The sequence below is a fragment of the Nocardioides ultimimeridianus genome (assembly GCF_054777895.1).
The window spans coordinates 65,212-88,121 of sequence record NZ_BAAHAB010000011.1; the positions used below are offsets into that span (position 1 = coordinate 65,212).

Below are 22,910 nucleotides of genomic sequence, written 5' to 3' on the forward strand. Positions count from 1 at the left end.
CTCGACCGTGGGGGAGAAGTGGGACGTCTACGACGCGCCCGACCGCGACGAGAAGCGGCCCGAGGACCGGGCCGCGGCCGGTGACCCGCTGCCGAGCGTGATCCAGCAGGTCGGCTCGGGCGGCACCGGCGGTGTGGTCCGGATCCGACGGCGCACGCTGGTGGTCCTGGGCATCGTGCTGGCGGCCGTGCTGGCGGTCCCCGCGGTGATGCTCGTGACGCGGGACGGGCACGGCGGGTCGTCGTACGGCAACGGCGACGAGAAGCCGATCGCGTTCGCGCCGACCCTGGACCAGGCCCGGTTCGCCGCGTTCGTGAAGGGGCTGCGCAAGCGGGCCGGCACCACGCGGGTCTCGTCGTTCAGCTCCTACCAGGGCGACTACCAGGTCGTGGTCCCGCCCGAGCACCAGGGAGATCCCGCGCAGTCCTACTTCTTCTACGGTGACAGCGGGGTGCGCAGCGGCGGGGACGCGAGCTCGTACGTCCTGGGCAGGACCTTCGACCTCGCCAGCCTCGACCTCGCGGCGCTGGAGCGGCTCTACGAGCGGGCCTGGCACGACGCCGGCGGGAAGATCACGCACACCTCGCTGACGGTGAAGCCTCCGGCGGAGTCCGACGACCACTGGGTCACGATCTTCCTCGACCACCCCGACGACACCTTCTACGCCGTCGACGGCGAGCTGGACGGGACCCTGGTGGACGGTCACCTCGTCGACTGACCCGTGACATCCGGCACTTGTCGAGGTCCGGATCGCGAGGTGTCCTGGAGGCATGCCCACGTACGACGTCTACGAGCCCCCGCAGCGACGTACCCCTGAGCCGCCGGTGTACGACGAGCGGCGACGACCCCCCGTCCGGCGGCACCGGCGCATGCCGGCGCCGTTCCTCGGCGGAGCGGTCGTCTGGGCGGTCGTGATCTGGGCGATCAGCGGCGCGGGCTACTTCTGGCCGATGTGGGTCATCGTGCCCGCGCTGTGGATGACCTGGGGCGGCGGACGCCGCCGCTGCTGACCTCGCGGGGTCGGCTGTGGACAACTCCGTTCCCGGGTCGTCGGATGTCGGGAGCGGTTGGTAGACAGGCGGCATGAGCGTTTCCACCACCGACGTCCGCAGCCGCGCCGAGGAGCATCTGCGTGCGCTGGTGGGCTCACCCGACGCGACCCTGTACGACGACCAGTGGGCCGCCATCTCCGCGCTGGTCGTCGACCGGGCCCGCGCCCTGGTGGTGCAGCGCACCGGGTGGGGCAAGTCCGCGGTCTACTTCGTGGCCACCCTGCTGCTGCGGGAGGCGGGTGCGGGGCCGACGGTGATCATCTCGCCGCTGCTGGCGCTGATGCGCAACCAGATCGCGGCCGCCGAGCGTGCGGGCATCCGCGCGGTGACGGTCAACTCCACCAACATGGAGGAGTGGGACCGCGTCCACGCCGACATCGCGGCCGGGGCGGTCGACGTGCTGCTGGTCAGCCCGGAGCGGCTCAACAACCCCGGCTTCCGCGACGAGGTGCTGCCCCGGCTGGCCGCCACCTGCGGGCTGCTGGTGATCGACGAGGCGCACTGCATCTCGGACTGGGGCCACGACTTCCGCCCCGACTACCGGCGGATCCGCACCCTGCTCGGGGAGCTGCCCGCGGGGATCCCGGTGCTCGCCACCACGGCCACCGCCAACCAACGGGTCACCGACGATGTCGGGACCCAGCTCGGGCCGGACACGCTGGTCCTGCGCGGGTCGCTCGACCGCGCGTCGCTGCAGCTCGGGGTGGTGCGGCTGCCCACGGCCGAGCAGCGGCTCGCCTGGCTCGCCGATCACCTCGCCGAGCAGCCGGGTAGCGGCATCGTCTACTGCCTCACCGTGGCCCAGACCCAGGAGGTGGCCGACTACCTGCGCTCGCGCGGCCACGAGGTGGCGGCCTACTCCGGGCAGACCGAGCAGACCGAGCGACTGGCCCTCGAGCAGGCGCTCGTCGAGGGCCGGGTGAAGGCGCTGGTCGCGACCAGCGCGCTCGGGATGGGGTTCGACGCCGCCCTCGGCTTCGTGGTGAACCTGGGAGCACCCAGCAGCCCGGTCGCCTACTACCAGCAGGTCGGCCGCGCGGGTCGTGGAGCGGTGGCCCGGGCGTCCGTCGTACTGCTCCCCGCGATCGAGGACCGCGACATCTGGGCGTACTTCGCCTCGCTGGCGTTCCCGCGGGAGGAGCTGGTCCGCGACACGCTCGCCGCGCTGGCCGAGGAGGGCCGGCCGCTGAGCACGGCCGCGCTCGAGCCGCGCGTCGACCTGTCCCGCACCCGGCTGGAGACGATGCTCAAGGTCCTCGACGTGGACGGGGCGGTGCGCCGGGTCCGCGGCGGCTGGGAGTCCACCGGCCGGCCGTGGGAGTACGACGCCGAGCGCTACGCCCGCGTCACCGAGGCGCGCGAGCGCGAGCAGCGGGCGATGCTCGACTACCTGGCCAGCACCGAGTGCCGGATGGCCTACCTCCGCCGTCAGCTCGACGACCCCGAGCTGATGGCGGACCCGTCGTGGACCTGCGGCCGCTGCGACAACTGCGGTGGGCTCGCGCTGTCGGCGGAGATCTCGGCCGCGGCGGTGAGCGAGGCCGCGGAGCGGATCGCCCGCCCCGGCGTACCTGTCGAGCCGCGCAAGCTGTGGCCCACCGGGCTCTCGGCCATCGGGCTGTCGCTGTCGGGCAGGATCAACCCGCCGCTCGAGGAGGGTCGCGCGATCGCCCGGCTCACCGACCTCGGTCACGGCGGCTCGCTGCGGGCGCTCTTCGCCGGCGAGGACGGGCCGGTCCCCGACCACCTGGCCCGCGCGATGGTCACGATGCTGCAGGACTGGCGCCCGCGGGTGGACGCGATCGTCGCGGTCGAGTCGGAGCGGCGGGCGCAGCTGGTGGCCGACCTGGTCTCGGGGCTGTCGCGCTTCCTCCAGGTGCCCGTGGTCGGGCGGTTCGCGATCGTCGATCCCGAGGTGCCGCCGGAGAAGGGCGCGACGAACTCCGCCCAGCGCGTGGCAGCCGTACGCCGCCGCAGCGCGCTGCGCCTCGAGGAGGGCGTCGACCTCGCAGGCCGCCGGGTGCTGCTGGTCGACGACCGGGTCGGCACCGGCTGGACCCTCACCATCGCCGGGGTCGAGCTGCATCAGGCGGGAGCCGGCGGCGTGGTCCCGCTCACCCTGGCCGTCTCCGCCTGAGCCTCCGCAGGATCGGGCCGTCGCGGACCTAGGCTCGGCAGCATGGACGACGCTGTGAACCCGGACGACGCCACGGACCCCCAGCAGGAGGCGCCGGCCGCGGACCAGGGTCCGCAGCCGCCCGCAGGCGCGTTCGACCCCGACCCGGCCGACGACCCGACCCCGACCGCGACGGTCCAGCGGGTGCAGGTCGACTCCGACGACGACGGCGGCATGGGCGGCCCGATCGACACCGACTTCCCGACCGCGCCCACCAAGGGCGGGCTCACGGCCGCCCTGGTCTCGGTCGGGGCGGGCCTGCTCGGCGCGGGTGTGGTGATCGCGGCCGGCCACGGACGGCACGGTGATCCCAGCACGATCCACTGGTCGACGTACGGCGTCGGGCTGGCCGCCACGGTGGCCCTGCTCGGCCTCGCCCTATTCGGTGCCATCGGCGTGGGCCGGAAGACCGGCGGCCAGGCCCGCGGTGACCTCGTCACCTGGCCGGGCGTGGTCGGCATCCTTGCGACCGCGCCGATGATCGAGGTCGCGGTCGGGCCGGACCACCACGGCGCCTGGGAGGCGTACCTGGTCGGCGGCGTGATCGCCTGCCTGGCCGCCATCGGCTACGTCATCGCCCGGCGGCCGGCCTTCGTCGTCGTGGCCATCGTGGGTCTCGGCGTCCTCTACGTGCAGGGCTTCCGCGACACGGTGAGCGACTCGGTCAAGCACCACGACCACGTCGTGGTGTTCGCGGTCGCGCTGACCGTCTTCGTCGCCGCGGTGACCGTGCTCGGGTGGTTCCTGCCGAGCCGGGCCATCAGCGGTGTCGCGGTCGGCGTGGTCGGCCTGGTCGGGCTGGTCGGCTCGATGGCGGCGCTGTTCGCGGAGCGCCAGATCGCCGGCCTGTTCGGTTCGTTCGGCTCGTTCCTGCCGATGGTCGACGACGCCTCCGCGCCGAGCTCGAACCCTGCCGACTACTCCGGCCACGTCGCCTGGATCCTCGTCATGGTCGCCGCCCTCACCGTGCTGTGGGCCCTGGCCGCGCTGGTCTCGGACCACTCCGGCTTCAAGGTGCTCGCCGTGGCCCTGCCTGCCGTCGCGGTGCCGATCGCCACGGCCGTCCTCGCGGTCCGCCACCCGGCGATCTGGGAGGGAGCGCTCGGCGGTGCCGGCGCGCTGCTGGTCCTCGCGGCGTTCTTCCTGTCGCGCCGCAAGGCGCGTGCTGTCGGTGTGTCCGGCTAACTTCCTCTGAGTGAGCTTCGTGCCCCTGGTCGGACCGGCGACCTTCCGTCCGGCCGACCCGCCGCGCGACAGCACGATCGAGTTCAGCGGCGCCCAGCGCCGGGTGGAGCTGCCCGTCCGGGCGGCCCTCCCGGCGCTCAGCCGCTCCCGGCAGGACCCGGCCGCCCACCCCAGCGTCGCGCTGCTGGCGGCGTCTGCGCTGCTGGCCACGCGGCTGGTGGGCGCGGGTCGTCTCGTGCCGGGTGAGGGGGCCTGGCGCGTCGAGGGTCTCGACGAGCGCGACCGGGAGAGCATCGAGCTGCTGGCCCGCGCGAGGACGTACGACGACCTCGACCCGGTCTCCGCACGCGCCATCGTCGAGGGCATGGTCGCCGCGGTCGCCGACGCGCTGCCCCGGGCCGCTCCGGTGCCCCGGCCGAGCCGTGCGGGGGCCGCGCGGGACGCCGTCGCGAAGCCGGACGACGCCTTCGCCCGGCGGGTGCAGGAGCGGGTCGCGGCCCGGGCGAGCGCCCGCCGCGGCCTGGAGCTCCCCGAGCTAGTGCGGATCTCGTTGCGGGTGGAGGCCGACGAGGAGGAGCTGTCGGCCGGCGGCGTACGGCTCGTGCTGCAGGTGCACGACGAGCAGGACCCGCTCCACGTCTGCGAGGCGGCGCTGCTCTTCGCGCCGGTCCCGGCCGGCGAGCTGCCCGAGCACGGCTTCGGCCCGCGGGCCCGGATCCACGCCGGCATCGCGCTGCGGGCGGCGGCCGAGGTGTGGCCGGTCCTGGACCGGTTCCTGGCGCTGGCCGTGCCCGACGAGATCGCCCTCGACGGCGCGGAGGTCGATTCGCTCCTCGAGCACGTCGCCGCGCTGCGGGACGCGCAGGTCGACGTGCACTGGCCGCGGGCGCTCGGCCGCGACCTGACCACGCGCGCCGTGCTCGACCACAAGGTGACGCCGCGCGACCAGGAGCTGCCGCTGCAGGACGGCATGTTCGGCGAGGGCGCGCTGTTCGCATTCTCCTGGCAGGTGGCGCTGCACGGCGACCCGCTCACGGAGGCCGAGCTCGCCGAGCTGGCCAGCGCGGCCAGCCCGATCCTCAAGCTGCGCGGCGCGTGGACGGTCGTCGACCCGAGCACCGCGATCCGGGCGCGCAAGCGGCTGATCCGCCGCGCGTCCGGTGCCGACGCGCTGGCCGCGGCGCTGACCGGGGTGGCCGAGGTGCCAGCGGGTCCGGGCGAGGAGCCGCTGGCCGAACAGGTGATCGTGGGCGCGTCGCTGCTCCGCGTGCGGGAGGACCTCCTCGCCGCCGCGACCCGCGACCCGCTGCCCGCACCGGCCGGCCTGCGGGCCGAGCTGCGCGACTACCAGCGGCACGGCCTCACCTGGCTCGCCGACCTGACCCGGCTCGGCCTCGGCGGCTGCCTCGCCGACGACATGGGCCTGGGCAAGACGATCACCCTGATCGCCCTGCACCTGCACCGCCTCGAGGCCGGCCTGTCCGACGGCCGGCCCACGCTCGTCGTGTGCCCGGCCAGCCTGCTCGGCAACTGGCAGGCGGAGATCGAGCGGTTCGCCCCCGGCGTACCGGCGGTGCGGTTCCACGGCTCGGCGCGCGAGCTTCCGGAGACCGGGTTCGTGCTGACGACGTACGGGACCCTGCGGCGCAGCGTCGACGCGCTCGCCGGTGTGCCGTGGGACCTGGTGGTGGCCGACGAGGCCCAGCACGTGAAGAACTCCCGGACGGCGACCGCGCGGGCGCTGCGCAAGCTGGCCGGCAGCGCGCGGGTGGCGCTCACCGGCACGCCGGTCGAGAACGACCTCGCCGAGCTGTGGTCGATCCTGGACTGGACCGTCCCGGGCCTGCTCGGCAGCCGCCTCGCGTTCCGTCGCCGGTGGGCGATGCCCATCGAGAGCGGCGTCGACCCGGTCGTGACGCGGCAGTTCGCGGACCTGATCGGGCCGTTCCTGCTGCGTCGCCGCAAGAGCGACCCGGGCATCGCGCCGGAGCTGCCGCCGAAGACCGAGACCGAGCACCTCCTCGGGCTGACCCGGGAGCAGGTCGTGCTCTACGAGGCGTTCGTCAAGGACACCCTGGAGCGGATCGAGCTGCTGCCCGACGACGACCCCGGACGCCGCGGCCTGGTGCTCGCGCTGCTCACCGGCCTCAAGCAGATCTGCAACCACCCGGCCCAGTTCCTCAAGGAGTCCGGCGGGCGCGGGCCCCGGCTGCGCGGCCGCTCGGAGAAGCTCGAGCTGCTCGACGAGCTGCTCGGCACGGTCCTGGCGGAGGGAGGCGCGGTCCTCGTCTTCACCCAGTACGTCGCCATGGCGCGCCTCATCGAGCGGCACCTGGCCGCGTCCGGCGTACCGCACCAGTTCCTGCACGGGCAGACGCCGGTGCCGGAGCGGGAGGCGATGGTGCGCCGCTTCCAGGACGGCGAGGTGCCGGTCTTCCTGCTCTCCCTCAAGGCCGGCGGCACCGGGCTCAACCTCACCCGCGCCGACCATGTCGTGCACTTCGACCGCTGGTGGAACCCGGCGGTCGAGGACCAGGCCACCGACCGGGCGTACCGGATCGGCCAGACCCAGCCGGTGCAGGTGCACAAGCTGGTCGTCCGCGGCACGATCGAGGAGCGGGTCGCCGAGCTGCTGCGCCGCAAGCGGTCGCTGGCCGACTCCGTCCTCGCCCGCGGGGAGGCGGCGCTCACCGAGCTCGGCAACGAGGACCTGCGCGACCTGGTGACCCTGCAGGCGGTCGCCCGGCGCGAGGCCTACCGAGCGGCGCTGGACGAGCGGGATGAGCCGGACGAGCCGTACGAGCCGTGAGGACGACGTACCCCCGCCAGCACCCGCCCACCCGCGGCCTGCGGACCTGGTGGGGCAAGGCGTGGGGCAGGGCCGTCGAGGAGGCGGCGTACGCCGAGGGCGACCTGCGCCGCGGCCGTGCTCTCGCGCGGCGCGGCGAGGTGGGCGGGATCAGCGTCGGTCCCGGCTCGCTGCTGGCGGCCGTGCGCGAGGGCGACGACGCGTGGACGGTGTCGGTCGACGTACCGGAGCTGGCGCCGGAGGAGCGACGCGCGCTCGTCGAGGTCGTCGCGGCCGAGTCGGGTCGCATCGCCGCCCTGCTCGCCGGCGAGCTCCCACACGCACTGATCGAGCATGCCGAGGAGGCCGGCGTCGAGCTGCTGCCGTACGGCGGCGAGCTGGCCGCCACGTGCACCTGCCCCTACGTGCTCGACCCCTGCGCGCACGCCCTCGGAGTGCTCGTCCAGGTCGGCTGGCTGGTCGACGCCGACCCGCTGGTGCTGTTCGCGGTGCGCGGGCTGGACCGTGAGGCGCTGCTCGGGGAGCTGCACGCCCGCGCCGAGCAGGCACCGGTCCTCACCGCGCGCGACCTCGCCGACGACGTCGAGGTCGCCGCCGACGCCGTCCTGCGGGCCCGCCGCCTCGCCGCGCTGCTGGAGCGCGGCGAGGAGATCCCGGAGGGCCTGCTGTAGTCGGTCAGCGCGGGTACGCCGAGCAGAGGACGCGCGCGTTGCCCCAGTCGCCCTGCATCGAGACGCCGCCGGGGTTGACGAAGTTGTGCGAGAGCCGCAGCCGCAGCACGCCCTGGACGCTGAAGGTCACGGCCGTCCCCTGGCCGAGGGACTTGGTGCCGAGGTCGTGGTCGGCGCCGTCGAGCAGCGGGTCGAAGTGGATCGAGGAGCCCGAGCTGCTGTTGTTGTCCACGCCGATGGTGGCGTTGAACTTCGAGCAGTGGTAGCCGAGGTTGTACTCGCCCCAGTAGGTGTTGCTGCTGCTGTAGGTCCCGGCCCCGACCGCCTTGCTGAAGTGCTGCGCACCGATGTTGGCGTCGTTGTAGGTCTCCCAGTTGTTGCTGTCGACCGTGGACAGGTCGTAGAGGGAGAACCAGGTCGAGACCAGGGTGGCGACCACGTTCGAGACGTGCAGGATCGTGCCGGAGCTGACCGGCTGTGCGATCCGCACCTTCCAGTGGTTGATGCCCATCTTCGAGGCCAGGCCCGACACGGTCGCGGCACCGGTGGAGCTCACCCGGGCGGAGCCCACGTTCACCCAGACGCCCGTGCCGACCTGGCGGAGGAGGACCGCGGTCCGGCCCGCGGTCGCGCGCGGCGCCTTCACCGACACAGTGACCGGCTTGCCGTTGATCACGTTGTAGCCGGACGTGACGGCGATGGTGACGTCCTTCTTGGTGGTCGTCGTCGCGCCGGCCGGCGAGGTGCCGGAGAGCCACGCGAGGGCGAGCCCGATCGTGAGGAGCGCCGCCAGAGGCGCTGTGCGGCGTGGACGTCGGTCGGTTCGGCTCATCGGGGTGCCCCTCGCTCGATGGTGGTCGGACGAGCGGCAACGTAGTGGGGTGGCGACAGGCTCCGCGGGCGATCGGTCAGAACTTTGCCTTCGGCCCGGATGCCTAGGTGGTGAGTGCCTGCAGGGTTCCGGCGTACATCTTGCTCTTGATGCCGGCGTAGGCGTCGCCGCGCAGCGGGGCGAGGGCGGCGGCCCGCTCGATCGCGGTCGGGAGCACGTCGTCGGCGCCCACCGCCACGTCGACGATGCCCGCCGCGACGGCCTCGGCGCCGCCGTACCTGCGCCCGGTCGTCATCGCCTCGTGGGCGACGGCCGCGCTCAGCCGTGCCATGACGATGCTGTTCATGCCGTCGGCGAAGGTCATGCCGAGCTGGACCTCGGGCAGGCAGACGAAGCCGCGGTCGGCGCGCATCACCCGCTGGTCGTGGGCGAGCGCCCAGAACACCCCACCCGCGAAGCAGTGGCCCTGCAGCGCCGCCACCGACGGCAGCGGTGAGGCCAGCAGCCGGCCCACGAGCCGCTGGTAGGCGCCGATGTACTCCGCGTGGCCGGGCGCCTTGAACCGCTCCGGCTGCAGGCCGTTGGAGTAGAACTTCCCGACCGCCGTCGTCACGATCGCGGCCGGCCCGGTGGTCGCCTCGGCCTCGTCGATCGCGGCAGTCAGCGCGTCGATCTGCTCGGGGGAGAAGCGGTGGTCGTCGTCGTCTCCGACGTGGCCGAGGTCGAGGAGGAGGACGTCGCCCTCACGGGTCAGATTCACCATGCGCGCGACCCTACCGAGCCGGCGGCTCCGTCACTTCACGATCACCAGGTAGGTCCACGCGCCGTACGTCGTCGTGTTCACCGCGTCGCCCGACGTGCCGCTGATGTAGCTCGAGCGCAGGCGGATCCTGACGCCCGTCGGAACCCGGTTCAGGTAGAGGGTCACCTTGCCGGTGGAGCTCAGCCTCCAGTACGACGTCGGGCCCGTGCGCCAGCTGCCGGTGGAGTAGTCGAAGTGGGCCTGCATCTTGCGGCCCGGGTAGGCGGTCATCGTGGTGACGGTCTTCGGGGAGACGGTGTGGTGGAACACCAGGTAGCGGTGGCCCCCGATGCTCGTCGTCCTGAAGTAGCCGGTCGTGCGGGTCGCGATCTTGACCCGGGTGCCCACGGTCAGGGCCACGGTGCGGGGGTTCTCCAGCCCGCCGCCGGCGAAGACGGCCGTCACCTTCGTGTTCCGCGTCATGGTCATCGAGGCGGAGAGATTGCCGCTCGAGTCGACCGTGCCCGAGGCGAGCAGGTGGTTCGGCGCGGTGCCGGCGGGGTCCGCCCAGATCGAGACGGTCCGGTTCGTGCTCGCGCCCAGGTGTGCGGTGAACGTGCCCGACGAGCCGTAGCTGAAGACCGTCCGGCTCGCGGTCAGGGTGAGCGCGGGTGAGGTGTGCGGCTGCGTGGGCAGGTCGATCATGTCGAGGACCTGGCTCGCGCCCGAGGAACGCATGACGAACAGGTGGGACTCGTCCTCGCCCCAGGTGATCGCCGTGGCGCCGCCCGCCGCGGGGAAGGTGCTGACCGCGGTCGGGGACCCGGCCGGGTACACCGTCACCGACGAGCCGGCTGCGCTCGCCACGTAGCCCGTCGCCGACACGTCGGCCAGCACGCCGGTCGGGTAGGACCCGGCCGCGGTGAACGCGCCGTCGGCGTAGGCCTGGCGGTGGCTGCCGTTGACGAGCACCTGGGTGCCGCCGGGCGTGAGGTCGATGTCGGAGATGCCGTTGTTCAACGTGTAGTTGCCCTGGTGGAACGCGACCTTCGTGACACTCCCGCTGGACACGTCGAGGACCGCCATCGAGTCGGTCGAGAGTCCGGTCTCGCCGATGGCGAGCATCCCGGGTTGCGAGGTGTCCGCATCGAGCAGCCCCGGTCCCCAGATCTGGTTCGTGCCGAGCCGGCCCATGGTGACGGTCCCCGTGCTCGGGTCGATCGAGCCGAGGTCGCCCTCCCACTGGTCGCCGTAGGTGAACCACACCTTCCCGCCCGCGAACGCCACGTGCGTCGGTCCGTCGGTGGTGGCCGCCGTGTAGCGGTGCAGGACGGCCAAGGTGGTGGTGTCGATGGCGTCGACCTCGTTCAGCACCGGCGAGGCGGCGTAGAGCACGGCACCGTCCGGCGAGACCGCCAGGTCCGTCACGCCCGGAACGGTGACCGACCCGACCGCGGCTCCTGCGTAGTCCGCCGCCTTGACCAACCCGTTCGTGCGGTCGCCCACGAACACCCGGCTGACGACGTCGTCGGCGACGAAGCCGCCGACCTGGCTGACCGAGACCGCGGCGGACGCGGGGGCCGCGGCCTGGAGCACCACCGCGCCGGACCCGGCGACGAGAGTCGTGACGGCGAGCAGCAACCGTCGGGCACGGGGGCGGGAGGACGCCGCCGAGGAGGATCGATCCATGCCCACGAGGATGCCTCAGATCCCGGCGCCGCGTGGGTGGTTCTGGGGAGTCCGTCCGTCGGAGTCGTGAGTGGGGGAGTGACCCCTGGGTCACGCTCACACTCACGACTCAGGTGAGCCCTCTGAGCTCCTGCTGGTACGCCGCGTAGCCGGCCCGCAGCTCGCCGGCCGGCCAGTCCGCGGGCAGCAGCGCGGGTGGGAGCAGGGGGTCGGTGGTCAGGTGGCGGACGAGCGCGGCCGCCGCGGCCAGCCGGGGGGCCGGCCGGCGGGTCCGCTCCAGCGCGCGCAGCAGCCGCCGCCCGTCGCGGGCCCAGCCGGGAAGGTCCCAGAGCGCGGCGACCAGCGCCGCCGGGTCGTCGGGGGTGGAGCCGAAGGTGCGCAGGACCGGTTCCTCGGCGTACCCGCGTGGGCGTCGGAGGTTCGCGGGCCGTGTCCAGACCCCCTCGCGCAGCTCGCCGAGGCGGTACGCCGACAGCAGCTCGCGCAGCGCAGCGCGGTCGCCCCCGGACCGGCCGGCGACCACGACGACCGCCATCTCCCAGGTGCCGTCCCACGGAGTCTCGGCGTCGTCGACGGCTTCGTCCTGGCGGCGCTGGCGGCGGACCAGCCGCTCCCCGAGCACGTAGTCCCCCTCCACCCGGACCAGGTCGCCCGCCGCGACCGCGCGGGTCAGCGCGACCCGCATGGTGGCTGCCGGGATGCCGAAGTGCTCGCCCGCGCGGGTCAGTGCGGCGGGGCTCATCCGGTCGGGGTGCGAGCCGAGCATCAGGCTGAGCGCCACGGACCGGGCCGACAGCGCGGGCGCTACAGATCTCGACACAGTTGTCAGCATAGTTGTAACGTCGGGTGCATGACAGACGCAGCGCCGTGGCGCAGGTCCGCCCACGAGGGTGCCGACTCGGCGTACGCCGGCCTGCCGCTCGACGATGCCGAGACGACCTACTCGACGCTGACCTACGAGGTCGACGGCCGGATCGCGCGGATCACCTTCGACCGCCCCGAGCACGGCAACGCGATCACCCTCGACACCCCGCGCGAGCTGGCCGATGCCGTCGAGCGGGCCGACCTCGACCCGCGGGTGCACGTGATCGTGGTGAGCGGGCGGGGCAAGGGCTTCTGCGGCGGCTACGACCTCGGTGCGTTCGCCGAGCAGGCGATCCCCAACCACGACCCGGGCAAGCAGTGGGACCCGATGGTCGACTACGCGATGATGAGTCGCTTCACGCGCGGATACGCCTCGCTCCTCCACGCCAACAAGCCGACGGTCGCCAAGATCCACGGCTTCTGCGTGGCTGGCGGCACCGACATCGCGCTGCACTGCGACCAGATCCTGATCGCCGCCGACGCCAAGATCGGCTACCCGCCGACGCGCGTCTGGGGCGTGCCGAGCGCGGGCCTGTGGGCGCACCGGCTCGGCGACCAGCGCGCCAAGCGGCTGCTGTTCACCGGCGACACGCTCTCGGGCCGCGAGGCGCTGGAGTGGGGCCTGGCGATCGAGGCGCCCGAGCCGGAGGACCTCGACGCGCGCACCGAGAACCTCCTGGAGCGCATCGCCGCGATGCCGCTGAACCAGCTGATGATGGTCAAGCTCGCGCTCAACTCCGCGCTGCTCGCCCAGGGCGTCCAGAACAGCCAGATGATCAGCACCGTCTTCGACGGCATCTCCCGCCACACCCGCGAGGGCTACTCCTTCGCCCAGCGGGCGATGGACGTCGGCTTCAAGCAGGCCGTGCAGGAGCGCGACAGCGCGCCGTACGACGACTTCGGACCCTCCACGAACAAGGGATGATCGACATGACGACGCATGAGGTCTTCAACCAGGTCCCGCCGCTGGTGGGGCACGACACCGCCGACGACCCGGTGCTGCTCGAGGGGGTCGAGCGCGAGGGCGCCGGCTGGGCGCTCGACGAGATCCACGAGCTGGGCCGGATGGCCGGCAGCGCGGAGTGGATCGACCGCGGCCGCTGGGCCGAGCGCGTCAAGCCCGTGCTGCACACGTTCTCCCGCACGGGCGAGCGGATCGACGAGGTCGAGTACGTGCCGGCGTACCACCAGCTGATGGAGGCCGCCGTCACCCACGGCGTGCACGCGGCCCCGTGGGCCGACGACCGGCCGGGCGCGCACGTCGCGCGGGCCGCGAAGTTCGCCGTCTGGAACGTCGACGCGGGCCACGGCTGCCCCATCTCGATGACGTACGCCGTGGTGCCGGCTCTGCGCGCCAACGCCGAGCTCTCGGAGCGGTTCGAGCCGCTGCTCACCAACCGCGTCTACGACTTCGGGCTGCGCGACCCGGCGACCAAGCGCGGGCTGATCGCCGGCATGTCGATGACCGAGAAGCAGGGCGGGTCCGACGTACGCGCCAACACGACGACGGCCACTCCCTCCGCCGACGGCACCTACGTCATCCGTGGCCACAAGTGGTTCACGTCGGCGCCGATGTCGGACATGTTCCTCACCCTCGCCCAGGCGCCCGGCGGGCTGTCGTGCTTCCTGCTGCCGCGGGTGCTGCCGGGTGGCGACGCGAACCCGATCCGCTTCCAGCGGCTCAAGGAGAAGATGGGCAACCGGTCCAACGCCTCCTCCGAGATCGAGTACGACGACGCCACCGGCTGGCTGGTCGGCGAGGAGGGGCGCGGCGTCAAGACCATCGTGGAGATGGTCAACATGACCCGCCTGGACTGCGTGATCGGCTCGTCGTCGGGGATGCGCTCGGCGCTGGTCCAGGCAGCGCACCACGCGCGTCACCGCAGCGCCTTCGGCAAGGCGCTCATCGACCAGCCGCTGATGCGCAACGTGCTCGCCGACCTGCAGATCGAGTCGGAGGCGGCGACCACCGCGATGCTGCGGCTCGCGGGCGCCAACGACCGCGCAATCCGCGGGGACGCCGGCGAGGCGGCCGTACGCCGGCTCGCCCTGGCCGCCACCAAGTACTACGTCTGCAAGCGCGCCCCCGTCGCCGCCGGCGAGGCGCTGGAGTGCCTGGGCGGCAACGGCTACACCGAGGACTTCGACCTCGCGCGGATCTACCGCGAGATGCCGCTGCTCTCGATCTGGGAGGGCTCGGGCAATGTGGCGGCCCTCGACGCGCTGCGGGCGATCGGCCGCGAGCCGGAGTCCCTCGACGCGTTCTTCGCCGAGGCGGAGCTGGCCGCCGGCCTCGACGTTCGGTACGACGACGCACTGGCCGCACTGAAGAAGGAGCTGACCACCTTCGACGACATCGAGCTGCGGGCGCGGCGGGTCGTCGAGCAGATCGCGCTGGTCTTCCAGGGTGGCCTGCTGCTGCGTCACTCGCCGTCCGCCGTGGCCGACGCCTTCTGCGCGACCCGCCTGGCCCGCGACTGGGGTGGCGCCCTCGGCACCCTCCCCGCCGGGCTGGACCTGGCGCCGATCCTGGCTCGCATCCCCGGCAACTGACCCGCGAGTTCTGGCTCGTGGTCAACCCAAACCAGGGTTTCGGTCGACCACGAGTCAGAACTCGGCTGGACTGGCGAGGAGGGAGCGCTCGGCCATCCCGCCCAGCAGCGCCCGCAGCTCGGCGTCGGAGACGGCGTGGCCGGCCCGCGGCGTGGAGTTGAGCAGGCCGAAGGTGGCCTGGGCGGCGGCGTGCGCGGCCCCTGCCGACAGGTCCGGGTCGAGGGCGCGGAGCTGGTCGGCCCACAGGCCGACGTACTGGCGCTGGAGGCGGCGTACCTGCTCGCGGGCGGTGGTGGGCAGCGACTCCCAGTCCCGGTCCTGTACGACGATCAGCGCGCGATGTCCGAGGGCGAACTCCAGGTGCCAGTCGATGAGGGCGCGCAGCGCGGCCGCGGGGTCGCCGCCGGTCTCCACCCGCTCCCGGCCGACGGCCAGCAGCCGTTCGGAGATCGCGGTCAGCATCTCGGCGAGCATCGCCTGCTTGGACGGGAAGTGCTTGTAGAGGGCCGGGCCGCTGATGCCGCACGCGGCTCCCAGGTCGGCGACGGAGACGCCGTGGAAGCCGCGGGCGGCGAACAGCTCGGCGGCCGTGGCCAGGATCTGCTCACGACGGGTGGGCGCACTCACGCGCCCAGGTTAATGCCCGTTCACCTCGCTGGGGGCGGTGGCGCCCGGATCGCGCTCGGCGGCCCGCCGCATCGTCTCGGACTCGTGACGCACGGCCTTGGCGACCGACGGGTCCAGCAGGGGGCGGTCGTCGTCGGCGGGCGCGGGAATCTCGTCGCCCTCGTCGGCCTCGTCGGCCTCGTCCAGCTCGTCGTGCCAGTCGTCGATGTCGGCGGGCTTCGGCTCGGTGGCCACCGGCGGCGCAGCGGGGGCGGGCTCCGGCGGGAACAGCAGCGCCTCCGGCGGGGCGCCGGTGGTGCTGGTGGAGGCGGTCGGCTCGGTCGGGCCGGTGTCGCCGGGGTCCTCCTTGGTGCCCGTGACCGCGCCGGCGGCCGCTGAGGCGGCGCTGCCGGCCAGGTCGGCCACTCCGGTGGCGGTCTCGACGGGGTGGACGATCGCGTGGGCCGTACGGCTCGCGACCTGACGCGTCAACCGCACGACGGTGTCGACGACGGACATGGGTGGTGCTCCTTCCGGGTCGGGGATCCGACAGGGGCCAGTACCCCGGATCCGGAGGTTCACCCGTCACCCCATTGACCGCGCAGGTTAATGATCATTAACCTAGGGCGCGTGTCCGAACCGACGATGAGCGAGCTCGCCACCGAGCTGCGCGAGCGCCTCGCACGAGTCCGCCAGGGCGGCAGCGAGGCCGCCCGCAAGAAGCACACCGACCGCGGCAAGCTGCTGCCCCGTGAGCGGGTCGACCGGCTGCTCGACCCGGGCAGCCCGTTCCTGGAGGTCGCGCCGCTGGCGGCGTACGGGATGTACGGCAAGGACGGGGACGACCATGCGGTGCCGTCCGCAGGTGTCGTCGCCGGCATCGGCCGGGTGATGGGTCGCGACTGCATGGTGCTCGCCAACGACGCGACCGTGAAGGGCGGAACCTACTACCCGATCTCGGTCAAGAAGCACCTCCGCGCGCAGGCCATCGCCGCTGAGAACAACCTGCCGTGCGTCTACCTGGTCGACTCCGGCGGCGCGTTCCTGCCGATGCAGGACGAGGTGTTCCCGGACAAGGAGCACTTCGGCCGGATCTTCTTCAACCAGGCCAACATGAGCGCCCGCGGCATCCCGCAGCTCGCCGCGGTGATGGGCTCGTGCACGGCCGGCGGCGCCTACGTGCCGGCGATGTCGGACGAGACGGTCATCGTCAAGAACCAGGGCACGATCTTCCTCGGCGGCCCGCCGCTGGTGAAGGCCGCGACCGGCGAGGTCGTGTCCGCGGAGGACCTCGGCGGCGGCGACGTGCACGCGCGTACGTCGGGCGTGGTCGACCACCTCGCCGACGACGACGCCCACGCGCTGCGGATCCTTCGGGGGATCGTCGACACCCTGCCCCGTCCGACCGCGGCCGCGCCGCTGGAGTGGGACGAGCCGCTCGAGGCCCCCGAGACGCTGTACGACGTGGTCCCGACGAGCACCCGCACGCCGTACGACGTGCGCGAGGTGATCCGGCGCCTCGTCGACGGGTCCCGCTTCCAGGAGTTCAAGCAGCTGTATGGCGACACCCTCGTCTGCGCCTTCGCCCGCATCTACGGCCGCGAGGTCGGGATCGTCGCCAACAACGGCATCCTGTTCAGCGAGTCGGCGCTCAAGGGCGCGCACTTCGTCGAGCTGTGCAACCAGCGCGGCATCCCGCTGCTGTTCCTGCAGAACATCACCGGCTTCATGGTCGGGCGGGAGTACGAGAACCGCGGCATCGCCCGCGACGGCGCCAAGCTGGTGACGGCGGTGGCGTGCTCGGTGGTCCCGAAATTCACCGTCGTCATCGGCGGATCCTTCGGCGCCGGCAACTACGGCATGTGCGGCCGCGCGTACGACCCGCGCTTCCTGTGGATGTGGCCGAATGCGCGGATCTCGGTGATGGGCGGCGAGCAGGCCGCCAACGTGCTCGCCACCGTGTCGGGACGCGAGGACGACGACGAGTTCAAGCGGCCCATCCGCGAGCAGTTCGAGGCCCAGGGCTCGCCGTACTACGCCACCGCGCGGCTCTGGGACGACGGGATCATCGACCCCGCCGACACCCGGCGGGTGCTGGGGATGGCGCTGTCGGTGACCTCGCACGCGCCCGTCCCCGCGCCCAACTACGGAATCTTCCGGATGTGATGACGATGCCGATCAAGTCAGTCCTCGTCGCCAACCGTGGCGAGATCGCCCGGCGGGTGTTCGAGACCTGCGACCTGGAAGGGATCAGGTCGATCGCGATCTACACCGATCTCGATGCCTCCGCCCTCCACGTGAGCGATGCCGACGTCGCGGTCCGGGTTTCGTCCTACTTGGACGCCTCTGCTGTGCTGGCCGCTGCGAAGGAGGCGGGTGCCGACGCGATCCACCCCGGCTACGGCTTCCTGTCCGAGAACGCCGGCTTCGCCCGCGCCGTCACCGACGCCGGCATCATCTGGATCGGCCCCACGCCCGAGGTCATCGAGCAGATGGGCCGCAAGGATGCCGCCCGCGACATCGCGGTCGCGGCGGGCGTCCCCGTGGTGCCGTCGTACGACATCGACGACGATCCCACGACCTTCGCCTACCCCGTCCTCGCCAAGGCAGCGGCCGGCGGCGGTGGCAAGGGGATGCGGGTCGTGCGCTCGGCCGAGGAGCTGCCCGAGGCGGTCGCGGCCGCGAAGCGCGAGGCGCTGAGCGCCTTCGGTGACGACGCCATGATCATCGAGAAGTACGTCGAGCGCGGCCGGCACATCGAGGTCCAGATCGTTGGCGACGAGCGTGGCAACGTCACGCACCTCTGCACGCGCGAGTGCTCGGCGCAGCGCCGCCACCAGAAGGTGATCGAGGAGGCGCCCGCCCCGGGCCTCGACGACGAGCTGCGCGAGCGCATCCACGCCGCAGCGGTGGCCCTGGGCAAGGCCGTCGGCTACACGAACGCCGGGACCGTGGAGTTCCTCCTCGACGTGGCGACCAACGACTTCTACTTCCTGGAGATGAACACCCGCCTCCAGGTCGAGCACCCGGTGACGGAGGAGGTCACCGGCATCGACCTCGTTGCCCTTCAGCTGCGTGTGGCCAACGGGGGCACGGCGCCGATCCAGGCGACGGTCCGCGCGTCCGGACACGCGATGGAAGCGCGGATCTACGCCGAAGACGCCTTCGGCGGCTTCCTGCCGCAGGCGGGCCGCGCGACTCTGGTCCGGTGGCCGACGATCGCTCGCGTCGACCATGCGTTGGTAAGCGGTCAGGTGGTCTCGACGTCGTACGACCCGATGCTGGGCAAGGTCATCGTGGACTCGTCGGACCGCGACGCGGCGATCAGTGCACTCGTCCTCGCACTCGACGACACCGCCATCCTGGGTCTCACCACCAACGTCGGGTTCTTGCACGAGCTGGCGGCGAGCGACGAGTTCGCTGTCCCGGGCGCGATCGACACCGCCTGGCTCGACCGGAACGAGGTACCCGCGCCCGACCCGACGCCCGCGCGCGAGATCGCGGCCCGGCTGTGGCTGGACCAGCACCGTGAGCACGCCGGCCCGTTCGCGGGGGATGGGTTCCGGATGGGCGGACCGCCCGTCGATCCTGTGGTCGACTTCGACGAGCCGGCCCGGCCGGCCGCCGTCGTACCGCCGAACCTCGTCTCCCGCGTCACCGATCACGAGGTCGAGCTGGCCCTCCACGGCCAGCGCTACGTCTTCGTCCGCCCCGACGCGAGCACCGACCACGGTGTCGGCGCCTCCGACGGCACCATCGTCAGCCCGATGCCCGGCACCGTCCTCGACGTCCGCGTCGCGCAGGGCGATGCTGTGACGGAGGGACAGGTGCTCGGGGTCGTGGAGGCGATGAAGATGGAGCTGGCGCTGAAGGCGCCGTACGACGGCGTGGTGACCGAGGTGGGCGCAGAGGTGGCGCAGCAGGTGGCGCTGGGCGCGATGCTGTTCGTGGTGGAGGCGTCGTGAGTCTGCCGATGGTGGTTCCCGAGCCCGGCCTGCCGGACCGGGTGACGATCTACGAGGTCGGTGCGCGCGATGGCCTGCAGAACGAGAAGGTCGCCGTGCCGACCGCGGTGAAGGCCGAGTTCATCCACCGGCTCTGCGCCGCGGGTGCGCCGATCGTCGAGGCGACGAGCTTCGTGCACCCGAAGTGGGTCCCGCAGCTCGCCGACGCCGCCGAGCTGATGACCGGCCTGGTCGCGGAGATGGGCGACTCGGCCCGGCAGATGCCGGTGCTGGTCCCGAACGAGCGCGGGCTGGACCGCGCGCTCGAGCTCGGCCTTCGGCACGTCGCCGTCTTCGCCTCGGCCACCGAGACGTTCGCGAACAAGAACCTCAACCGGGGCGTGGAGACACAGTTCGAGATGTTCGAGCCGACGATCGCGCGGGCGCTGGCGTCCGGGATGGACGTCCGCGGCTACGTCTCGATGTGCTTCGGCGACCCGTGGGAGGGCGCGGTGCCGATCGAGCAGGTCGTGACCGTCGGTCGCCGTCTGCTCGACCTCGGCTGCGCGCAGCTCAGCCTCGGCGACACGATCGGCGTCGCCACGGCCGGCCACGTGCGCGCGCTGATCGCGGCGTTCGCCGATGCGGGCGTGGGCGTCGAGCGTCTCGCGCTGCACTTCCACGACACCTACGGCCAGGCGCTCACCAATGTCCATGCCGGCCTGCAGTCCGGCGTGACGACGTACGACGCCAGCGCCGGCGGCCTCGGCGGCTGCCCCTACGCCAAGTCGGCCACGGGCAACCTCGCCACCGAGGACCTCGCCTGGTTCCTCACCGGTATGGGCATCGAGCACGGCATCGACCTGGCGGCGTACGTCGCCACGTCCCGCTGGATGGCCGACCAGCTGGGGCGGCCGAGCCCCTCGGCGGTCGTGCGGGCGCTGGAGATCTAGCGAGCCCTGCGCATCAGCGGGGGAGGAACTCGCGGTCGGCGTACCGACCCACCCGCCACGTCGACACCCCGTCGGCGACCATCCCGACGGCCCCGCCGACCACGGGCATCCGCTTGCCGATGGTGGCGGCCATGCGCTTGCCGATGACCCGTCCGACGAGCTCGCCGGCGAGCGCGTTGGCGACGATCTGGTCGGTGGCCGCGTCGTACGCCGGCGACGTGGCGATCGCCATCGGCGGGCCCGGGATGCGGTGCGACTTGACCATCTTGGCGACCACCTCGTCGCCGAGTAGCGCCACCAGGATGGCGTTGCGGACGCGCGGGTCGTCGAGGTCGTAGCCGCGCAGGTGCGCGATCCCGGCGACCATCCGGCACTGGACGAGCGCCAGCCCGGAGATCGAGGCCGGCGCGACCACGGCCGCGGTCACGAGGCCGCCGAGGTTGGTGACGAGACCCTCCACGCCGGCGTACCGGACGTGGTTCTCGATGACCTCCTTGACGGCCCGGTCGACGTCTCCGTGCTGCTCGCGCAGCTGGGCGTCCGCGGCGGCCGCGGCTCCGGGGAGTCTGCCGACGCCGACGATCGCACGGTTGAGCGCGTGCCGCACGAACGCCTCGGTGGCCCCGGGCGCCATGGAGGTCACCTTCGGGGCGAGCTGCCGCGCGACCTCGGTCGCGACTCCGGCCTTGACGTTCCTGCGCATGGCGTCCATCCCATCATGAGAAGTCGGTGGCGACGACTAGGTTCCCCCTGTGCCCATCGAACCGCCGCCCACTCCCTGGGTGTTCCCCACGGTCGGCGAGCTGGGCGCGCTCCCGGCCGCGGGCGCCGGCACTGCCGAGGACGAGCTCGACCCCAGCGACCTGGTGGCGATCGGGGCCGACCTGGCGCCGGGGACCCTGCTGGCGGCGTACCGCTGCGGCCTGTTCCCCATGCCCGAGGGCCCACGCTCGATCGGCTGGTGGTGTCCCGCCCGCCGTGGCGTCCTCGAGCTGGCCGACCTGCGGGTCTCGCGGAGCCTGCGCCGCAGCGCGCGCGACTTCGAGGTCCGCATCGACACCGCCTTCGAGCAGGTCATCACCGCCTGCGCCGACCCCGATCGCCCGCACGGCTGGATCGACCGGCGCATCCGCACGGCGTACGTCGAGCTGCACCGGCTCGGCTGGGCCCACTCGGTGGAGACGTGGCGCGACGGGCGGCTGGTGGGAGGCCTGTACGGCGTCGCCATCGGCGGCCTGTTCGCCGGCGAGTCGATGTTCCACCACGAGCGGGACGCCTCGAAGGTCGCGCTGGTGGGGCTCGTCGAGCACCTGCGGCGCGACGAGCACGGGCGCGCGGGGCAGCGCCTGATCGACGTGCAGTGGCCGACCCCGCACCTGCGCTCGCTCGGCGTGACCGAGCGGCCGCGGGCGGCGTACCTCTCCGGGCTGGGGGCCGTCCTCGACGTCCCGGCCGCCGATTTCGACCTGCGCGGTTAGAACCGGAGGGCGTCGGGCATGGTGCCCGGCATGACCACCATGAAGCGATCCGCCCTCGGCCTCAGCGCCGCGGCTCTGATGGCCCTCTCCCTCTCCGCCTGCGGCGGTGCCTCCGGCGCGCCCAAGGACGCCTCGCAGCAGAGCTTCTGCGACGCCTGGAAGACCAGCTTCACGGCCATCCAGGACAACGGCAGCACCGGCGACCAGGCCGACCAGGCGCACAAGGTCGCCGACCAACTGAAGAAGGTCGGCACGCCGTCCGACATGTCCGCCGACGCCCGCAAGGGCTTCGAGATCTTCGTCGACTGGCTCGGCAAGGTCAGCGCGGACGACGTCAAGAAGATGGGCGAATCCACCGACCCGTCCGCCAGCCCGTTCTCGGGTGACGACGAGACGAAGTTCGAGGCTTTCACCGCCTACACCGGCAGCAAGTGCTTCGACATGCCCACCGACATGCCGACCGACATGAGCCTGCCGACGGACTTCCCCACGGGCGTCCCGACCCAGTGATCGGCTGAGACCCGAACGTCGGCCGGCCCTCTCGGGGCCGGCCGACGTTTGCTTTTCGCGGGTGGTGCCAGTTGGCTGCACCCATGACCCTGAAGCGTTCCGCCCTCGCGCTCGGTGCCGCGGCCCTGATGACCGCCTCGCTCACCGGCTGCGGGGGCTCGGACGGTGCCGCCGGTGCGCCGAAGGACGCCTCGAAGACCGACTTCTGCAACGCGTGGAAGTCCCTCGGCACGGCCGTGACCGGTGGCAACGACGAGAGCACGTTCAACGCGCTCCAGTCCGCCGTCAGGAACCTCGAGGGCGTCGGGACCCCGTCGGACACGCCCGCCGATGCCCGCGCAGGCTTCGAGATCGCCGTCGACGCGATCCTCAAGGCGAGCTGGGACGACGTGAAGGGCAGCTTCGGCAGCGGCACCTTCCCCGGTGTCTCCGGCGACGACCAGGCGAAGGCGCAGGCCTTCGGCACGTGGGCCGTCGGGGAGTGCCCGAGCTGATCAGCCGACGTACGCCGGCTGGCCGGTCTCGCTGACCATCGGCCGCCCGGCCGCGGCCCAGTCGAGCATGCCGCCGGCCAGGTTGATCACGTCGTACCCCTGCTGGGAGAGGTAGGCGACGGCCTGTGCGGACCGGCCGCCGACCTTGCAGACGACCAGGGTCTGCGCGGCGTCCAGCGCGGCGACCTCGTCGACGCGGGCCGGCAGGGTGCGGAGCGGGATGTGCACGGCACCCTCGATGTGGCCCGCGGCCCACTCGTCGGGCTCGCGCACGTCGAGGACGGCGACGCCCTCGGGCAGCGGGCTCGGGACGTTCTCGATGGCGATCGTGGGAATGTTCATCGGGCTCATT

Annotated in this window: 22 protein-coding genes; 14 read left to right on the plus strand and 8 right to left on the minus strand. The window is 72.7% G+C overall.

Features of this window, described 5'->3' with window-relative positions; translation table 11 throughout:
• Positions 1-7 precede the first annotated feature (7 nt).
• The 6 genes from ACYU8V_RS11755 to ACYU8V_RS11780 all read left to right on the plus strand — a co-directional run bounded on the left by ACYU8V_RS11755 (position 8) and on the right by ACYU8V_RS11780 (position 7,893).
• Positions 8-718 (plus strand): hypothetical protein, encoded by a 711-nt coding sequence (locus ACYU8V_RS11755; protein WP_460847550.1) that lies wholly within the window; start codon positions 8-10, stop codon positions 716-718.
• A gap of 52 nt (positions 719-770) precedes the next feature.
• Positions 771-1,010 (plus strand): hypothetical protein, encoded by a 240-nt coding sequence (locus ACYU8V_RS11760; protein ID WP_460847551.1) that lies wholly within the window; start codon positions 771-773, stop codon positions 1,008-1,010.
• Between the two features lie 73 nt (positions 1,011-1,083).
• Positions 1,084-3,189, plus strand: a complete 2,106-nt coding sequence (locus ACYU8V_RS11765) for a DEAD/DEAH box helicase (protein ID WP_460847553.1) — start codon at positions 1,084-1,086, stop codon at positions 3,187-3,189.
• A 42-nt stretch (positions 3,190-3,231) separates the two neighbouring features.
• Positions 3,232-4,413 carry a hypothetical protein gene (locus ACYU8V_RS11770; protein WP_460847555.1) on the plus strand — a complete coding sequence of 394 codons (1,182 nt, stop codon included), beginning with the start codon at positions 3,232-3,234 and terminating at the stop codon, positions 4,411-4,413.
• A gap of 10 nt (positions 4,414-4,423) precedes the next feature.
• A complete protein-coding gene (locus tag ACYU8V_RS11775; protein ID WP_460847556.1) occupies positions 4,424-7,222 on the plus strand; it encodes a DEAD/DEAH box helicase in 2,799 nt (932 codons plus the stop codon).
• Positions 7,219-7,893 (plus strand): SWIM zinc finger family protein, encoded by a 675-nt coding sequence (locus ACYU8V_RS11780; protein ID WP_460847557.1) that lies wholly within the window; start codon positions 7,219-7,221, stop codon positions 7,891-7,893. The genes ACYU8V_RS11775 and ACYU8V_RS11780 overlap by 4 nt, the downstream gene beginning before the upstream one ends.
• A gap of 4 nt (positions 7,894-7,897) precedes the next feature.
• Here ACYU8V_RS11780 and ACYU8V_RS11785 read toward each other — a convergent pair whose 3' ends face one another.
• The 4 genes from ACYU8V_RS11785 to ACYU8V_RS11800 all read right to left on the minus strand — a co-directional run bounded on the left by ACYU8V_RS11785 (position 7,898) and on the right by ACYU8V_RS11800 (position 11,976).
• Positions 7,898-8,725 carry an NPCBM/NEW2 domain-containing protein gene (locus tag ACYU8V_RS11785; protein WP_460847558.1) on the minus strand — a complete coding sequence of 276 codons (828 nt, stop codon included), beginning with the start codon at positions 8,723-8,725 and terminating at the stop codon, positions 7,898-7,900.
• Between the two features lie 103 nt (positions 8,726-8,828).
• The gene (locus ACYU8V_RS11790; RefSeq protein ID WP_460847559.1) at positions 8,829-9,488 is read right to left on the minus strand and encodes an enoyl-CoA hydratase-related protein; all 660 of its coding nucleotides are present in this window, start codon (positions 9,486-9,488) and stop codon (positions 8,829-8,831) included.
• A 30-nt stretch (positions 9,489-9,518) separates the two neighbouring features.
• Complete coding sequence (locus ACYU8V_RS11795; RefSeq protein ID WP_460847560.1) at positions 9,519-11,156, minus strand: NHL repeat-containing protein; 1,638 nt, start codon at positions 11,154-11,156, stop codon at positions 9,519-9,521.
• Positions 11,157-11,265: 109 nt separating this feature from the next.
• Positions 11,266-11,976 carry a PaaX domain-containing protein, C- domain protein gene (locus ACYU8V_RS11800; RefSeq protein ID WP_460847561.1) on the minus strand — a complete coding sequence of 237 codons (711 nt, stop codon included), beginning with the start codon at positions 11,974-11,976 and terminating at the stop codon, positions 11,266-11,268.
• Between the two features lie 30 nt (positions 11,977-12,006).
• Between ACYU8V_RS11800 and ACYU8V_RS11805 the strand changes: the two genes are divergently transcribed.
• Positions 12,007-12,945: a crotonase/enoyl-CoA hydratase family protein gene (locus tag ACYU8V_RS11805; protein WP_460847563.1), complete on the plus strand. Its 939-nt coding sequence runs from the start codon at positions 12,007-12,009 to the stop codon at positions 12,943-12,945.
• 5 nt (positions 12,946-12,950) lie between these two features.
• Positions 12,951-14,573 (plus strand): acyl-CoA dehydrogenase family protein, encoded by a 1,623-nt coding sequence (locus ACYU8V_RS11810; protein WP_460847564.1) that lies wholly within the window; start codon positions 12,951-12,953, stop codon positions 14,571-14,573.
• Positions 14,574-14,627: 54 nt separating this feature from the next.
• Here ACYU8V_RS11810 and ACYU8V_RS11815 read toward each other — a convergent pair whose 3' ends face one another.
• Entirely contained in the window at positions 14,628-15,200 is a 573-nt protein-coding gene (locus tag ACYU8V_RS11815; protein WP_460847566.1) for an SACE_7040 family transcriptional regulator, read from the minus strand.
• A gap of 9 nt (positions 15,201-15,209) precedes the next feature.
• Positions 15,210-15,698 carry a hypothetical protein gene (locus ACYU8V_RS11820; protein WP_460847568.1) on the minus strand — a complete coding sequence of 163 codons (489 nt, stop codon included), beginning with the start codon at positions 15,696-15,698 and terminating at the stop codon, positions 15,210-15,212.
• Between the two features lie 126 nt (positions 15,699-15,824).
• Here ACYU8V_RS11820 and ACYU8V_RS11825 point away from each other — a divergent pair, with 126 nt between their 5' ends.
• The 3 genes from ACYU8V_RS11825 to ACYU8V_RS11835 are packed head-to-tail and all read left to right on the plus strand — an operon-like array spanning position 15,825 to position 20,076.
• The gene (locus ACYU8V_RS11825; protein ID WP_460847953.1) at positions 15,825-17,345 is read left to right on the plus strand and encodes a carboxyl transferase domain-containing protein; all 1,521 of its coding nucleotides are present in this window, start codon (positions 15,825-15,827) and stop codon (positions 17,343-17,345) included.
• Positions 17,346-17,350: 5 nt separating this feature from the next.
• The gene (locus ACYU8V_RS11830; protein WP_460847569.1) at positions 17,351-19,144 is read left to right on the plus strand and encodes an acetyl/propionyl/methylcrotonyl-CoA carboxylase subunit alpha; all 1,794 of its coding nucleotides are present in this window, start codon (positions 17,351-17,353) and stop codon (positions 19,142-19,144) included.
• Entirely contained in the window at positions 19,141-20,076 is a 936-nt protein-coding gene (locus ACYU8V_RS11835) for a hydroxymethylglutaryl-CoA lyase (protein ID WP_460847572.1), read from the plus strand. Before ACYU8V_RS11830 ends, ACYU8V_RS11835 begins: the two co-directional genes overlap by 4 nt.
• A 13-nt stretch (positions 20,077-20,089) precedes the next feature.
• On the opposite strand, the gene ACYU8V_RS11840 is transcribed toward ACYU8V_RS11835, so the two are convergent.
• Entirely contained in the window at positions 20,090-20,779 is a 690-nt protein-coding gene (locus ACYU8V_RS11840; protein WP_460847575.1) for an EcsC family protein, read from the minus strand.
• Positions 20,780-20,828: 49 nt separating this feature from the next.
• Here ACYU8V_RS11840 and aat point away from each other — a divergent pair, with 49 nt between their 5' ends.
• The 3 genes from aat to ACYU8V_RS11855 all read left to right on the plus strand — a co-directional run bounded on the left by aat (position 20,829) and on the right by ACYU8V_RS11855 (position 22,558).
• Positions 20,829-21,554, plus strand: a complete 726-nt coding sequence (gene aat / locus ACYU8V_RS11845; RefSeq protein ID WP_460847576.1) for a leucyl/phenylalanyl-tRNA--protein transferase — start codon at positions 20,829-20,831, stop codon at positions 21,552-21,554.
• A 30-nt stretch (positions 21,555-21,584) separates the two neighbouring features.
• Positions 21,585-22,064 carry a hypothetical protein gene (locus tag ACYU8V_RS11850; protein ID WP_460847577.1) on the plus strand — a complete coding sequence of 160 codons (480 nt, stop codon included), beginning with the start codon at positions 21,585-21,587 and terminating at the stop codon, positions 22,062-22,064.
• 83 nt (positions 22,065-22,147) lie between these two features.
• Positions 22,148-22,558 carry a hypothetical protein gene (locus tag ACYU8V_RS11855; RefSeq protein WP_460847579.1) on the plus strand — a complete coding sequence of 137 codons (411 nt, stop codon included), beginning with the start codon at positions 22,148-22,150 and terminating at the stop codon, positions 22,556-22,558.
• On the opposite strand, the gene ACYU8V_RS11860 is transcribed toward ACYU8V_RS11855, so the two are convergent.
• Entirely contained in the window at positions 22,559-22,900 is a 342-nt protein-coding gene (locus ACYU8V_RS11860) for a rhodanese-like domain-containing protein (RefSeq protein WP_460847580.1), read from the minus strand.
• Positions 22,901-22,910: the final 10 nt, after the last annotated feature.